The 14,264-nt window shown below is 74.2% G+C and carries 15 protein-coding genes; 6 read left to right on the top strand and 9 right to left on the bottom strand.

Annotated elements, in window-relative coordinates; translation table 11 throughout:
• Nucleotides 1-15: 15 nt before the first annotated feature.
• The 4 genes from HDA31_RS01590 to HDA31_RS01575 all read right to left on the bottom strand — a co-directional run bounded on the left by HDA31_RS01590 (nt 16) and on the right by HDA31_RS01575 (nt 3,865).
• Complete coding sequence (locus HDA31_RS01590; protein ID WP_246384165.1) at nt 16-1,329, bottom strand: hypothetical protein; 1,314 nt, start codon at nt 1,327-1,329, stop codon at nt 16-18.
• A gap of 154 nt (nt 1,330-1,483) precedes the next feature.
• Nucleotides 1,484-2,056: a TetR/AcrR family transcriptional regulator gene (locus HDA31_RS32830; protein WP_178066515.1), complete on the bottom strand. Its 573-nt coding sequence runs from the start codon at nt 2,054-2,056 to the stop codon at nt 1,484-1,486.
• The gene (locus HDA31_RS01580) at nt 2,049-2,849 is read right to left on the bottom strand and encodes an alpha/beta fold hydrolase (RefSeq protein ID WP_178066516.1); all 801 of its coding nucleotides are present in this window, start codon (nt 2,847-2,849) and stop codon (nt 2,049-2,051) included. The genes HDA31_RS32830 and HDA31_RS01580 overlap by 8 nt, the downstream gene beginning before the upstream one ends.
• Before the next feature lie 95 nt (nt 2,850-2,944).
• On the bottom strand, nt 2,945-3,865 hold the full coding sequence (locus tag HDA31_RS01575) for a proline dehydrogenase family protein (protein WP_178066517.1): 921 nt from the start codon (nt 3,863-3,865) through the stop codon (nt 2,945-2,947).
• Nucleotides 3,866-4,061: 196 nt separating this feature from the next.
• Between HDA31_RS01575 and HDA31_RS01570 the strand changes: the two genes are divergently transcribed.
• From HDA31_RS01570 to HDA31_RS01560, 3 genes are read left to right on the top strand one after another with little or no spacing between them, the layout of a single operon-like run.
• Nucleotides 4,062-4,352, top strand: a complete 291-nt coding sequence (locus HDA31_RS01570; RefSeq protein ID WP_246384167.1) for a hypothetical protein — start codon at nt 4,062-4,064, stop codon at nt 4,350-4,352.
• Nucleotide 4,353: 1 nt separating this feature from the next.
• Nucleotides 4,354-5,520: a glutathionylspermidine synthase family protein gene (locus HDA31_RS01565; protein WP_178066518.1), complete on the top strand. Its 1,167-nt coding sequence runs from the start codon at nt 4,354-4,356 to the stop codon at nt 5,518-5,520.
• Nucleotides 5,521-5,538: 18 nt separating this feature from the next.
• Nucleotides 5,539-6,108 carry a CGNR zinc finger domain-containing protein gene (locus HDA31_RS01560; RefSeq protein ID WP_074472421.1) on the top strand — a complete coding sequence of 190 codons (570 nt, stop codon included), beginning with the start codon at nt 5,539-5,541 and terminating at the stop codon, nt 6,106-6,108.
• 78 nt (nt 6,109-6,186) lie between these two features.
• On the opposite strand, the gene HDA31_RS01555 is transcribed toward HDA31_RS01560, so the two are convergent.
• A complete protein-coding gene (locus tag HDA31_RS01555) occupies nt 6,187-6,993 on the bottom strand; it encodes a sugar phosphate isomerase/epimerase family protein (protein ID WP_178066519.1) in 807 nt (268 codons plus the stop codon).
• Nucleotides 6,994-7,079: 86 nt separating this feature from the next.
• A complete protein-coding gene (locus tag HDA31_RS01550) occupies nt 7,080-8,045 on the bottom strand; it encodes a Ppx/GppA phosphatase family protein (RefSeq protein ID WP_178066520.1) in 966 nt (321 codons plus the stop codon).
• Nucleotides 8,046-8,119: 74 nt separating this feature from the next.
• Here HDA31_RS01550 and HDA31_RS01545 point away from each other — a divergent pair, with 74 nt between their 5' ends.
• A complete protein-coding gene (locus HDA31_RS01545; protein WP_178066521.1) occupies nt 8,120-8,926 on the top strand; it encodes a DUF3109 family protein in 807 nt (268 codons plus the stop codon).
• A gap of 107 nt (nt 8,927-9,033) precedes the next feature.
• On the opposite strand, the gene HDA31_RS01540 is transcribed toward HDA31_RS01545, so the two are convergent.
• Together HDA31_RS01540 and HDA31_RS01535 are read right to left on the bottom strand one after the other, a co-directional pair.
• Nucleotides 9,034-9,717, bottom strand: a complete 684-nt coding sequence (locus HDA31_RS01540) for a response regulator (protein ID WP_043965295.1) — start codon at nt 9,715-9,717, stop codon at nt 9,034-9,036.
• On the bottom strand, nt 9,714-11,042 hold the full coding sequence (locus tag HDA31_RS01535) for a sensor histidine kinase (RefSeq protein ID WP_178066522.1): 1,329 nt from the start codon (nt 11,040-11,042) through the stop codon (nt 9,714-9,716). Before HDA31_RS01535 ends, HDA31_RS01540 begins: the two co-directional genes overlap by 4 nt.
• Nucleotides 11,043-11,254: 212 nt before the next feature.
• On the opposite strand from HDA31_RS01535, the gene phoU reads away from it, so the two are divergent.
• The gene (gene phoU, locus HDA31_RS01530) at nt 11,255-11,908 is read left to right on the top strand and encodes a phosphate signaling complex protein PhoU (RefSeq protein WP_074472419.1); all 654 of its coding nucleotides are present in this window, start codon (nt 11,255-11,257) and stop codon (nt 11,906-11,908) included.
• Nucleotides 11,909-11,976: 68 nt separating this feature from the next.
• On the opposite strand, the gene HDA31_RS01525 is transcribed toward phoU, so the two are convergent.
• Nucleotides 11,977-12,744 carry a phosphoglyceromutase gene (locus HDA31_RS01525; RefSeq protein ID WP_074472820.1) on the bottom strand — a complete coding sequence of 256 codons (768 nt, stop codon included), beginning with the start codon at nt 12,742-12,744 and terminating at the stop codon, nt 11,977-11,979.
• A gap of 151 nt (nt 12,745-12,895) precedes the next feature.
• Between HDA31_RS01525 and HDA31_RS01520 the strand changes: the two genes are divergently transcribed.
• Nucleotides 12,896-14,173 carry an MDR family MFS transporter gene (locus tag HDA31_RS01520; protein ID WP_178066523.1) on the top strand — a complete coding sequence of 426 codons (1,278 nt, stop codon included), beginning with the start codon at nt 12,896-12,898 and terminating at the stop codon, nt 14,171-14,173.
• The last annotated feature ends 91 nt before the right edge of the window (nt 14,174-14,264 follow it).

The following is a 14,264-nucleotide window of genomic DNA, read 5'->3' as shown; positions in this document are numbered from 1 at the left end:
GGGGCAGACGCGGGTTCAGCCGACCGCCGTCCGGGTGTACGCGACACACTCGTCGTGCAGGCCCGCCCACGGCTCACCGAACGCCTCCCCCGACGCCTCCTCCGCGGTCCGCCGGTCGTGCACCACCGCCTTGAAGAAGGCGAGCACCCGCTGCTCGCCGAACCGGTCGACGAGGTGCCGTACGGCCAGGTAGCCGACACCGTAGCTGCCACCGACGCGCCGGGCGGGGGCGTCCTCGGCCGGGGTGAGGTCGTCGAGCCGGCCGGTCCAGCCGCCGCCCGGCGCCAGCAGCTCGCGCACCTCGGCGAGCCCCTCGTACCGGCCGACGGGCGCTCCGCCGACGCCTGCGTACTCGGCGAGCCCCTCCACCAGCCACCACGTCTCCCGGCCCGGGTATCCGCGCTCGGGCAGGGAGGCGGCGTGCGTCAGCTCGTGCCGGAGCAGGTCGTCGGCGCCGGTGGCGGTGAGCCCGTCGGCGTTGAGGACCACCTCGTGGTGGCCGCCGCCGACGGTGACGGCGTACCCGCCGGTCCATGCCGGGCGGCCGCCGCCGTACCAGCTCAGCCACTCCGCCCTGCCGGCGTAGAAGACCCGGTACCGGTCGGGCGGTGGGCCGGCGACCGCGTACGCGTCGGCGGTCCGCGCCGCGGCCTCGGCCTGCCGGAGCAGGCCGGGGAGCTTCCCGCGCAGCGCCGGGGTGGTGGCCACGACCGTGCGCGGGCCCACCGCCACGACCAGGTCGCTCACCTCCCACGGCCGGGTGCCGGTCTCGGCGGACCGGGACTCCTCCATGGCGACCAGTCGGACCTGCCCGCCGGTGTCCCGCCACCGGGTGCCGACGAGCACGGGGCTGGGCCGGCAGCCGGGCACCACGAAGCAGTACTGGAAGCGGACCACGATCCGCCACTCGTCGGGCCGCCCGGCCACGGTGGTCGGCAGCCCGGTCTGTTCGGGCCGCCACACGGTGACCCGCAGGGCCCGGAGGGCGGCGTACCGGCGGGTCAGGGCGGGGTGGGCGGCGGGCTCGGCGACGGCGAGGAAGCCGGCCCGGTCGCCGTTGAGCAGGGCGGCTGCCTGCCGGTCGAGCTGGTCGGAGATCCGCTCGCCGAGCTGCCGGGCGGCCTGGACCGCCGGGTCGGCGGGCACGGTGGGCCCGAGGCGGCCGATCGTCGGCCGGTCCGCGGCCTCGTGCAGCACGCCGGCCAGCAGCACGGTCGGCAGGCCGCAGGTGAGCAGCACCAGCACCACGCCGAGTGCGGCCCACAGCGGCCAGGGCCGACGCCGTCGTGGTTGGTCCCACCGGTGCATGCCGTCCAAGCCGTCGGTCACCCGGCGAAGGGTACGACCTCCGGGGCGGATCGGGCGAACGCGCCACGGACCGCCCGGCCGCCGCCGGGCGGGCCGGCCGGGGGCAGAGGCGCGGGGCGGGCGCTCAGTCCCGCGGTGCGGTGAGCGCCAACAGGGCCCGGTCGAGGTGCACGGGTCAGCCCTCCCGGGGCCAGGAGCGGAACGCCACGTCCAGCCCGGCGACGAGCCGGTCGTAGGAGCGGTCGACGTCGCGCGGCAGTCCGAAGCCGCCGGTGGCCTCCAGGGCGAGGAAGCCGTGCAGGGCGCTGCGGAGCGTCCGGGTGGCGTCGACGGCGTCGTCGCCGTCCAGGCCGTACCCCCGGAGGATGGCGTAGATCGCGCCGACGGCCCGGTCGCTGGCCGCAACGTGGTCGGGATCGTCCGCGTCAGGTGACCGTTGGGCGGCCGGGTAGCGCCCCGGGTGCCGCCGGGCGTAGTCGCGGTAGGCGGCGGCGACGGCGCGCAGGGCGTCTCCGCCCGCGCGGCCGGCGGCGGCCGCGGTGAGCGCGTCGGCCAGCTCGGCGGTGGCCAGCGCGGCGAGCTTCTGGTTCAGCTCGTCGGCGCCCCTGACGTGCTTGTAGAGGCTGGGCAGGGCGACGCCGAGCCGGTTGGCCAGGGCGGCGAGGGTGAGCCGGTCGAGGCCGACCTCGTCGGCGAGCCGGGCCGCCTGGCGCACCACGACCTGCTGGTTGAGCCCGGCCCTAGGCACGGGCGGTGACCGTCAGGAAGGCGACGAGCTGCGCGGCGGTCTCGGCCGGACGGTCGGCGTGCGGGTAGTGGCCCGAGCCGTCGATCATGCGGGCCTCGGCGGTGGCGAAGAGCCGCCGGGCGGCGCGGGCCTCGGCGCCGGGGTCGGGGAAGTCGGGGTCCTTGGCGCCCATCAGCACGAGAACCGGCTGGCGCACCTCGGGGGCGCGGGTGGTCCAGTGCGGCTCGGCCGGGGCCGCCACCCCGCGCATCGCCGCCATCCGGCCGGGTTCGCGCAGGTTGGCCACCATCGCCCTGCGGTACGCGGCGTAGTCCGCCGGCAGGCCGCCGGGGAAGAGGCTGCGGTGGAACATGCCGAACAGCCGGGGGCTGCGCAGCACCGCCGCCACGGCCAGCCGCAGGACCGGGTTCAGCTTCCGCTCGGCGACGAACGCGCCCACTTGGACGATCGCGCCGACGAGGTCGGGGGCGTCGGCGGCGGCGAAGACCACGGCGGCGGCGCTTGAGGAGTTGCCGACCAGCGTGGCGGGGCCGCCGCCGAGGGCGCGGACGACGGCGAGCAGGTCGCCGCCGACCTCGGCCGGGGCGTACGTCGGCCAGCCGGCGCTGGACCGGCCGTGCCCCCGCACGTCGACCGACGCCACCCGGTAGCCGGCGTCGACCAGCAGCGGAACCAGGTGGCGGTAGGACGCCCGGTTCTCCCCCATGCCGTGTGCGAGGACCACCAGGGGGCCCTCCCCGTGCACCTCGTAGGCGATCCGCCCACCGTCCCGCTCGACGTAGCTAGTTGTCATAGCCAAAAAGCTAACATGATTAGCCAACCACCGACAAGCTGGTGCTCAGCATCCGGGCCCGGTCGAACGGGTGCGCCGCCTGCGCGCCGCGCCCGTCACTTCTTCGACATCAGGGCCCGGCCGAAGAAGGCCAGGTTCGCGGGGCGCTCGGCGAGACGGCGCATGAGGTAGCCGTACCAGTCGGTGCCGTACGGCAGGTAGGTGCGCACGGTGTAGCCGTCGCCGACGAGCCGGGCCTGCTCCTCCGGCCGGATGCCGTAGAGCATCTGGAACTCGAACCGGTCCGGCCCCCGGTCGAACCAGCGCGCCCGGTCCTCGCCGATGGCGATCAGGCGCGGGTCGTGGGTGGCCAGCATCGGGAACCCGTCGCCGGACATCAGGATGTTGAGGCACCGCACGTACGACTTGTCCACCTCACGGGCTGCCTGGTAAGCCACCGACTCCGGCTCCCGGTACGCGCCCTTGCACAGCCGCACCCGGGACCCGGCGTACGCCAGCTCGCGGCAGTCCGACTCGGTCCGCCGCAGGTACGCCTGGAGGACCGCCCCCGTCGCCGGGAAGTCCTTGCGGAGCCGGGCCAGCGTGTCCAGCGTCGAGTCGGTGGTGGTGTGGTCCTCCATGTCCAGGGTGACCGTGGTGCCCGCCGCGTCCGCCGCGGCGCAGATCGCCCGCGCGTTGTCGTAGGCGAGCCGCTCGTCGAAGCGCTGGCCGAGCGCGGAGAGCTTCACGCTGACCTCGGCGGCCGGGGTGAGCCCGGCGGCGGAGAGCAGGCCCAGCAGCTTCAGGTATTCGTCCCGGGTGGCGGTGGCCTGCTCGGCGGTGACGGTGTCCTCGCCGAGGTTGTCGAGGGTGACCGCGAGGCCCTCGGCGACGAGTTCGCGGGTCGCGCGCAACGCGTCGTCGGTGCCGGCGCCGGCGACGAACCGGCGGACGACGTCCCGGGTGAACGGGGCCGTCGCGACGAGCCGCTCGACCTGGGATGACCGGGAGGCGGCAAGAATGACGGAACGGAGCATGAGCTGAGCGTAACGCCAGGGGGCACCACCCCGCCCGGCGGCGGCCCCCGCCGCGACTGAAGGAAGGGCCCCCTATTAACCGGGGCGGTTGAGAAGGGAACCCTTCTCTACCGAATGCGTTAACAAGGGGCCCTTCCTTGCCCGGGGGCGCAGGCCCGGGGCGGGTGACGTGGCGCGGATCAGCTACAACGATCCCGTGGAACAACGCCCCCGACGCCGGCTCCGGTCGGCCACCGTGCAGATCGGCGCGCTGACCGCCCTCGCGCTCACCGTGTCCGGCTGCAACATGTCCTCCGGCGACGACGATGACGACGACTGCGCCCTCGGTCCGGTCGGCGGCGGGACGACCGTTGCGCTGGCGATGCACGTGCCCGCCACCGGCACCGCCGCCACCGACGCCGGGCGCGGCGACTCCCGGGCGGGCGCCGCCGCGGCGGTGCCGGACCGCGGCGGCTTCGGCACCCACCTCGCCTCCTGCGGCGGCTGACGTGCGGCGCGAGGCGGCCACCCCGCGCGCCGACTGGGACGCCACGGTGCGCTCGCAGGGCCTCGTCTACGTCGACACGGAGCTGCCCGACGGCGGGATCGTGTCGTACTGGGACGAGACCGCCGCGTACGTCTTCGGCCTGGAGGAGGTGCTCCGGCTGGAGGAGGCGACCGCCGAGCTGCACCGGATGTGCGTCGCCGCCGCCGAGCACGTGGTGGCCCGGGGCCGGTACGTCGAGTTCGGCATTCCCGGGTGGGCGGCCGAGGCGGTGGCCCGTTCCCTGCGCGAGGGACCGCCGAGCCTCTACGGCCGCTTCGACCTCTGCTACGACGGGAGCTGGCCGCCGAAGCTGCTGGAGTACAACGCGGACACCCCCACCTCGCTGGTCGAGGCGAGCATCGTGCAGTGGTTCTGGCTGGAGGACACGCGCCCGACGGCGGACCAGTGGAACAGCCTGCACGAGCGCCTCGTCGCGGCGTGGGCGCGCATCGGCGCGGGCCTGCACGACGACCGGGTGCACGTGGTGTGGTCGAACGAGGAGGAGTCGGGCGAGGACCAGATCACGGCCGGCTACCTCGCCGAGACCGCCCGGCAGGCGGGGCTGAAGGCGGAGCTGCTGCCGATCCAGGACATCGGCTGGGACGGCCGGCGCTTCGTCGACGCCGTCGACGCCCCGGTCACCACCTGCTTCAAGCTCTACCCGTGGGAGTGGATGCTCGCCGAGCCCTACGGGCCGCTGGCGCTGGAGCCGGGCACGCCGACCACCTGGATCGAGCCGGCCTGGAAGCTGCTGCTGTCCAACAAGGCGCTGCTCGCCGTGCTGTGGGAGCTGTACCCCGGGCACGAGTACCTCCTCCCCGCGTACCTCGACTCGCCGCGGTCGATGACCGAGTACGTGGCGAAGCCGCTGCTCGGCCGCGAGGGCGGGTCGGTGCGGATCGTCACGCCCGCCGGGGAGGTCAGCAATCCCAGCGACTACGGCGACGAGGGCTTCTGCTACCAGGAGTTCCGGGCGCTGCCGAGCTTCGACGGCAACCACGTGGTGCTGGGCAGTTGGATCGTCGACGGCCAGCCGGCGGGCGCGGGCCTGCGGGAGAGCGCCAGTCTGATCACCGACAACTACGCCCGGTTCCTGCCGCACTACATCGACACGCCGCGCCTGACGTGAGTCGTCTACCGTTGGGGTGTGAACTTCGACGCGTACGCCCGGACCGGGGTTGACCTCGTCAACGCCCGGCTGGACGACCTCGACGACCTGCGGGCCCTCTTCCCCGACGAGAACGCGTGGATGCGCGACGAGGTCGCGGACCGGGACCTGGCGATCTTCCGGCGGGCACAGAAGCGGCTGCGGGACGTCTTCGACTACGGCACCTCGGGGCGCGACATCGAGGCGGTCGCCGAGTTGAACGCGCTGCTGGAGGCATATCCGGTGCAGCCGCGCATCTCCGGCCACGACTCCAGCGACTGGCACATGCACGTCACCAGCCGGGGCGCGTCGGTGAGCGCGGAATACCTGGCCGGCGCGGTGTGGGGCCTGTCGGTGTGGCTCTGCCAGTACGGCAGCGCCCGGTTCGGGGTCTGCGCCGACGAGCGCTGCGGCAACGTCTACCTGGACACCTCGTCGAACTGCTGCCGGCGGTTCTGCTCGGAGCGCTGCGCCACCCGCTCGCACGTGGCCGCGCACCGGGCCCGCAAGCGGGCGGCGATCGGCGAGCAGCAGGCCGCCCCGGCCGACGCGCTGGCCCCGGCGCGCTGACCGGGCCGGGTCGACCTGCGCGTCGGCCGGCGGCCGGGCCGGGTCGCCCCGGGCGTCGGCCGGCGGCCGGGCCGCGGCTCAGGCGTCGACGGGGGACGGCGCGGTCAGGTTGGCGCGGGCGAACTCCAGGGACTCGCGCAGGTCGGCCTCGCGGACGGCGCGGCTCTTCGCGCCCCGCGTGGTGACCTCGACGGCCACCGAGCCGGTGAAGCCGCGCCCGGCCAGGGACCGCAGCAGCTCGCCGCAGGGCTGGCCGCCGCGCCCCGGCACCAGGTGCTCGTCGCGCCCCTCGCCGGTGCCGTCGCCGAGGTGCACGTGGGCGAGGGCCGGGCCCATCCGGTCGGCCATGGCCAGGGCGTCGGTGTGCGAGGCCGCGCAGTGCGACAGGTCGAGGGTGTACGACGGGTAGCCGGTCTCGGTCGGGTCCCACCCGGGGGCGTACGGGACGAACTGCCGGCCGGCCATCCGCACCGGGTACATGTTCTCCACCGCGAAGCGCAGCCCGGTGAACCGCCCGGCGACCTCGTCCAGCCCGGCGGCGAAGGTGCGGGCGTAGTCGCGCTGCCAGGTGAACGGGGGGTGCACCACGACGGTGGGCGCCTCCAGGGTGTCGGCCAGCTCGGCGGCGCGGCGCAGCCGCTCCCACGGATCGGGGCTCCACACCCGCTGGGTGACCAGCAGGCAGGGGGCGTGGACGGAGAGCACCGGCACGCCGTAGTGGTCGGCGAGGCCGCGCAGCGCGCCGGCGTCCTGGCTGACGGCGTCGGTCCAGACCATCACCTCGATGCCGTCGTACCCGAGTGCCGCGGCCAGCTGGAACGCCGCCGCGGTCCGCTCAGGGAACACCGAGGACGTGGACAGGAGCACCGGGACGCGGGAAGTCACAGCTGCCAGCGTAGCCCGGTCCACGTTGCGGCATCGTGACGAGTAATCGCAAACCGCCCGTAGCGCCGCATCGGGCCGCCGGGGCGTTACGCCTGGTCACCGCGGGTTGCGCTCTCGGTGAAGCGGTCGAGCTGGCGCAGGATGACCCCCTCCCGCAGCGCCCACGGGCAGATGTCCAACGCGGGCACGTCGAGCCGGCGCATCACCGCCTCGGCCACCACCGCGCCGGCCAGCAACTGGTGCGCCCGGCCGACGCTCACCCCCTCCAGCTCGCTCAGGTGGCGCGGCGGGATGTGCCGGACGAAGCCGAGGACCTGCCGCAGCCCCTGCCGGGTCACGCTGCGCCGGGCCCACAGCCCGGCGCCGGAGGGGGCCGCCCCGGCCAGCCGGGCCAGGGTGCGGAACGTCTTCGAGGTGGCCACGGCGCGTTCCCAGCCCACCTCGGCCATCTTCTCCACCACCGGGTCGAGCAGCCCGTCGACGTACTCCCGCAGGTCCGCCACGGCCCCGGCCGGCGGCGGCTCCGCGCCGTCGGGGTCGATGCGCAGCCGGTCCCGGGTGAGCCGGCCCGCGCCGAGCGGCAGGGAGACGGCGACGGCCGGATCCTCGTCGATGCCGGCGGCGATCTCCAGGGATCCGCCGCCGATGTCCAGGGCGAGCAGCCGGCCCGCCGACCAGCCGAACCACCGCCGGACCGCGAGGAACGTCATCCGCGCCTCGTCCGCGCCGGAGAGCACCTCCAGCCGTACGCCGGTGGCGTCGCGCACCCTCGCCAGCACCTCGGCCGCGTTGGTGGCGTCGCGCACGGCGGAGGTGGCGAAGGCCAGCAGGTCGCCGCTGCCCAGCCGGGTGGCCGAGGCGCGGGCCGCGGCGACCGCCCGGACCAGCCCGTCCGCGCCGGCCTCGGTGAGCGCGCCGTCCGGGCCGATCTGCTCGGCGAGCCGGAGCACCACCTTCTCCGAGTGCGCCGGCCACGGGTGCGCGCCGGGGTGGGCGTCGACCACCAGCAGGTGCACCGTGTTGGAACCGACGTCGAGCACTCCCAGTCGCATGCCGAAGACACTAGGGCCTGCCCGGATCGGTGGCTCGCCGGTGCGAACGGGGCACCGGGCGTACGCTGGTCCGGGTGACGAGCCAGATCGAGATCCAGGTGCTGGTGGACGACCCCGACGACCCGCGCAGCCGCGAGGTGGGGCTGGACTTCCCCCGGGAGTGGATCGAGTTCGTCGACCCGGCCGACGCCACCCACGTGGTCCGCGCCGACCTGACCTGGCTGCTGTCCCGCTGGACGTGCGTGTTCGGCCGGGGCTGCCACGGCATCGTCGCCGGCCGGGCCGCCGACGGCTGCTGCTCGCACGGGGCGTTCTTCACCGACGCCGACGACGAGAAGCGGGTCCGGGCGGCGGTCAAGCGGCTCACCCCGGACAACTGGCAGCACTTCCGGCGCGGGTTCAAGAACTGGACCGCCGACGACACGGTCGACGGCAAGACGCCGGCCCGGCGCACCGCCACCCGCGCGGTCGACGCCCCGTGCGTGTTCCTCAACGACGCAGACTTTCCCGGCGGGGGCGGCTGCGCGCTGCACGCCCAGGCCCTGCGCGACGGGGTGCACCCGCTGGAATACAAGCCGGACGTCTGCTGGCAGTTGCCGATCCGCCGAGACCAGGAGTGGCACAAGCGGCCCGACGACACGAAGGTGCTGGTCTCCACGCTGGCCGAGTTCGACCGGCGGGGCTGGGGCGCGGGCGGGCACGACCTCGACTGGTGGTGCACCTCGTCGACGGACGCGCACGTCGGCACCGAGCCGATGTACGTCTCGTACGGCCCGGAGCTGACCGCGCTGGTCGGCGCGGCGGCGTACGCGAAGCTCGCGGAGCTGTGCGCGGCCCGGCTGCGGCAGGGCCAGGTCGCCCCCCACCCGGCCAGCGCGTAAGGAAGGGCCCCCTGTTAACGCTTTCTGTATAGGAAGGGCCCCTTCCTAACCACGCTGGCGATTGCTCAGCGCACCGACCGGGTGCGGTCAGGCGGTGATCGGGCCTGTCACGGCTCGAACTTGTAGCCCAGGCCCCGGACGGTGACGATGAAGCGCGGCGCGGACGGCTCCGGCTCGATCTTCGAGCGCAGCCGCTTGACGTGCACGTCGAGGGTCTTCGTGTCGCCGACGTAGTCGGCGCCCCAGACCCGGTCGATGAGCTGGCCCCGGGTCAGCACCCGGCCGGCGTTGCGCAGCAGCAGCTCCAGCAGCTCGAACTCCTTGAGCGGAAGCTGCACGGTGCCCCCGTCCACGGTGACGACGTGCCGTTCGATGTCCATCCGCACCGGCCCGGCCGCCAGGGTCGGTGCCCCCGACTCGGCCACGTCGGGGGTCTGCCGGCGCAGCACCGCCCGGATCCGGGCCACCAGCTCCCGGGGCGAGTACGGCTTCGTCACGTAGTCGTCGGCCCCGATCTCCAGGCCGACCACCTTGTCGATCTCGCTGTCCCGCGCGGTGACCATGATGATCGGCACGTGCGAGCGCTGGCGGAGCTGCCGGCACACCTCGGTGCCGGACATCTCGGGCAGCATCAGGTCGAGCAGCACGATGTCCGCGCCCGTCCGGTCGAACTCGGTGAGGGCCGACGGGCCGGTGGCCGCGACCGAGACCTCGAAGCCCTCCTTGCGGAGCATGTACGACAGGGCGTCGGAGAACGACTCCTCGTCCTCGACCACCAGAACGCGGCTCAACGGGGTATTCCTTTCATAGCGGTCGGACCTGCCGGAAGCTCGGCCGGGCCGGCCTCGATCCCATCCGGTTGCGGTGTCGGCAGCAGGTCGTCCGGTGGACGGGCGGGCAGCCGGAGGGTGAACGTCGACCCACCACCAAGGGTGCTCGACACCTCGACCCGGCCGCCATGGTTGCTGGCGATGTGTTTGACGATGGCCAGGCCGAGGCCGGTGCCGCCGGTGGCCCGGGAGCGGGCCTGGTCGGCCCGGTAGAACCGTTCGAAGATCCGCTCGACGTCCGTCGGCGCGATCCCGATGCCCTGGTCGGCGACGGAGATCGTGACGTGCTCGCCGTCGGCCCGGGTGGTGACCCGGACGGTGGTGTCCTCGCCGGAGTAGGTGATGCCGTTCTCGACGAGGTTCGCCACTGCGGTGGCGAGCTGGGTGTCGCTGCCGTACACGGTAAGGCCGCGCTCGCCCTCGGTGGCCACCTCGATCCGCCGGGCGGCGGCGGTGGTGCGGGTGCGGTCGATCACCTCGGCGATCACCCAGTCCAGGGCGACCGGCTCCGGGGCGGGCTGCGGCTCCGCGCCCTGGAGCCGGGTCAGCTCCAGCAGCTCCTGCACCAGCCGCCCCAGCCGGGTCGACTCGTGCTGGATGCGCTCGGCGAACCGGCGCGCGGCCACCAGGTCCTCGGAGAGGTCGGGGGCCCCCGCCCCGGCCGGCTCGGTGGCGTCGAGCAGCGCCTCGGCGAGCAGTTGCAGGGCCCCGATCGGCGTCTTCAGCTCGTGGCTGACGTTGGCCACGAAGTCCCGGCGGACCCGGGCCAGCCGGTGCGACTCGGTGACGTCGGCCGCCTCCACGGCCACGTGCCCGCCGCCGATGGCCATCGCCCGCAGGTGCACGCCCAGCGGGTCGGGGCCGGAGGCGTCGCGGCCACGCGGCAGGTCCAGCTCGATCTCGCGCCGCACGCCGGTGCGCCGCACCTGACCCGCGAGGGTACGGATCAGGGGGTGCGCGGCGATCGAGCCGGGCGTGGCCCCGGTGCGCAGCAGTCCCATCGCGCGGGCCGCCGGGTTGACCAGCACCGGCACGTCGTCGGGGTCGAGCACCACGACGCCGGCCCGCAGCGAGTCCACCGTGCGGCGGCCCAGGCTGGAGAGGCCGGTCTGCTGCTCGTCGACCATCATGGGCCTCCCCCTGGTCCGGAACAGGCGGGCGGGGCCGCCGCTCCCGGCGGCCGGGCCGCGGCGACGCCACGACCGGACGAGCCGGGGCAGCAGCGACCCGATGGCCAGCCCGGCCACCAGTGTCACGACCGCCGCCGCCGTCACCGCCCACTCCACCCGGCGATCGTAGGGTCATTGTTCATCTGGACATCGCCACAAACAGGATGAAACGCTCTCGCTTCCGGCGATGTTCACCCGTCGGTCCCGCGTCGTTCACCAGCGTTCACCTCCGGTCATCTCCCCCGGCCTACGGTTGTCGCGCACCCTGCCAGACCAGCGCCGACGCCCGTACCAGCGGGGCCGGCGACCACCGACCACAGGACGTGATGATGCGCGACGAGTTCCGGGCCGACCTCCAGATTGTCAGCCAGCTGCTGGTGGACATGGCCGAGGCCATCCGCGCGGCCATGCGCCAGGCCACCCGCGCCCTGCTCACCGCCGACCGCCAGGCCGCCGAGAACGTGATCGAGCGGGACGCCGAGATCGACGAGCTCTACCGGCACGTCGAGGAGCGGGTCTGCGACCTGCTGGCCCGGCAGGCCCCCGTCGCCTCCGACCTGCGGGCCATGATCACCGCCCTGCACGTGGCCGCCGACCTGGAGCGGATGGGCGACCTGGCCGACCACGTGGCGAAGACGGCGCTGCGCCGGCACCCGTCGCCGGCCGTGCCGGCGGAGCTGCGGCCGGTCTTCGTCGACATGGCGTCGATCGCCGACCGGATGGCCGAGAAGATCGGCTCGGTGCTGGCCAAGCCCGACGCCGACCTCGCCGCCGAGCTGGACCGCGACGACGACGCCATGGACGACCTGCACAAGAGCCTCTTCGAGGTGCTGCTCGGCGACGACTGGCCGTACGGGGTGGAGACGGCGATCGACGCCACCCTGCTCGGCCGGTTCTACGAGCGGTTCGCCGACCACGCGGTCAACGCCGGCGAGCACGTCGTCTACCTGATCACCGGGGAGCCCGCCGTGTCGGCCGAGTGAGCGCCCCAGGCGTTAGGAGGGGCCCCTTGTTACCGCGAAAGCGCTAACAAGGGGCCCCTCCTTGCAGTTCAGCGGCCCTGGTTGGCGACCGCGGCGGCGGCCTCCTTGGCGGCGGCCGGGTCGAGGTACGTCCCGCCGAGGACCTGCGGACGCAGCTGCGGGTCCAGGTCGTAGCGCAGCGGGATGCCGGTCGGGATGTTCAGCTTCGCGATCGCCTCGTCGCTGATCTGGTCGAGGTGCTTGACCAGCGCGCGCAGCGAGTTGCCGTGCGCGGCCACCAGCACCGTCCGGCCCGCCAGGATGTCCGGCACGATCGAGTCGTACCAGTACGGCAGCATCCGCTCGACGACGTCCTTGAGGCACTCGGTGCGCGGCATCAGCTCGCCCGGCAGCAGCGCGTACCGGGGGTCGCCCACCTGCGACCACTCGTCGTCGTCGGCGATCGGCGGCGGCGGGGTGTCGTACGAGCGACGCCAGAGCATGAACTGCTCCTCGCCGTACTCGTCGAGGGTCTGCTTCTTGTTCTTGCCCTGGAGGGCGCCGTAGTGGCGCTCGTTGAGCCGCCACGACCGGCGCACCGCGATCCAGTGCCGGTCGGCGGCGTTCAGCGCCAGCTCGGCGGTGCGGATCGCCCGGCGCATCACGCTGGTGTGCACCACGTCCGGCAGCAGGTCGTGCTCGCGCAGCAGCTCACCGCCGCGGCGCGCCTCCGCCTCGCCCTTGGCGGTCAGGTCGACGTCGACCCACCCGGTGAAGAGGTTCTTCGCGTTCCAGTCGCTCTCGCCGTGCCGCAGCAGGACCAGCGTCCCGACGGTGGGCCCTTCGCTCGCAGTCATGCCGATCATCCTGCCGTACTCCGTCGATGCACACGCGGGGACCTGCGGTGACGACCACCACGTGGAAAAGCCGGTGACCCACCTTCGGCCCCGGGACTAGGTTGTAAGGCGCTTTAGATGCATCGGTCATTACAGAAAGCGGGGCGCGGGCGTGCGGACAGTGCGGGGCTGGGTGCGGGACACCGCGGGCGGGCTGCCGAGGACCTTCTGGTACCTGTGGACGGGCACCCTGATCAACCGCCTGGGCTCGTTCGTCCTGGTCTTCCTGGCCATCTACCTCACCCAGGAACGCGGCTTCGACGAGTTGGCCGCCGGCCTCGTGCTCGGCCTCTGGGGCGTCGGCGGCGCGGTCGGCACGACGCTGGGCGGGACGCTCGCCGACCGGTGGGGCCGGCGGCCCACGCTGCTCACCGCCCACCTCGGCGCGGCGGGCATGATGCTCGTCCTCGGCTTCGCCCAGCAGCTCTGGGCGGTGGCCGGCGGCGCGCTGCTGCTCGGCCTGTTCGCCGAGGCGGCCCGGCCGGCGTTCGGCGCGATGATGATCGACGTGGTGCCGGAGCGGGACCGGCTGCGCGCGTTCTCGCTCAACTACTGGGCGATCAACCTCGGCTTCGCCTGCGCGGCGATCCTCGCCGGCCTGGCCGCCGAGGCCAGCTACCTGCTGCTGTTCGTGATCGACGCGGCGACCACGCTGGCCACCGCCGTGATCATCTTCGTGAAGGTGACCGAGACCCGGGCCCCGGCCCGCGCCGTCGTGCTCCCCGCCGGGGCCGCCCGCCCCCGGGGGGCGCTGCGCACCATCCTCGGCGACCGGATCTACCTGGGCTTCGTGGCGCTCAACCTGCTCGGCGCGCTGGTCTTCCTCCAGCACATCTCGATGCTGCCGATCGCCATGGGCGACGACGGCCTGAGCCCCTCCACGTACGGCGTGGTGATCGCGCTCAACGGGGTGCTCATCGTGGCCGGGCAGCTCTTCGTGCCCCGGCTGATCCGTGGGCGCAGCCGCTCGCACGTGCTCGCCCTCGCCGCCGTGGTGATGGGCGTCGGGTTCGGGCTGACCGCGTTCGCCGACGCCGCCTGGTTCTACGCCCTCACCGTGCTCGTCTGGACCCTCGGCGAGATGCTCAACTCGCCGTCGAACTCCACCCTGATCGCGGAGCTCTCCCCCGCCGACCTGCGCGGCCGCTACCAGGGCGTCTTCTCGCTGTCCTGGCAGGTCGCCGGGGCCAGCGCGCCGATCGTCGGCGGCCTGGTCCGGCAGCAGGCCGGCAACGCGGCGCTCTGGCTGGGCTGCGCGGCGGTCGGCGTCGTGGTGGCGGTCGCCCACCTGGCCTCCGGGCCGGCCCGGGAGCGGCGGGCCGCCGCGCTGCGCCCGCCGGCCGGGCCCGCGCCGGCCCAGCGCGGACCGTTGACGTCCGCCGCGCACTGAGGCCGTCCGGGATCCGGGAGTACGGGAGCCGGGGCGCTCCCGGGCGACGCAAAGCGCCCACCTCGACCAGTGGTCGTGATGGGCGCCCGCA

Source organism: Micromonospora carbonacea, from assembly GCF_014205165.1.
In the GTDB taxonomy this organism is placed as follows: domain Bacteria; phylum Actinomycetota; class Actinomycetes; order Mycobacteriales; family Micromonosporaceae; genus Micromonospora; species Micromonospora carbonacea.
The sequence above is the reverse complement of the archived record's forward strand: the minus strand, read 5'-3'. Positions and strand labels throughout refer to the sequence as shown.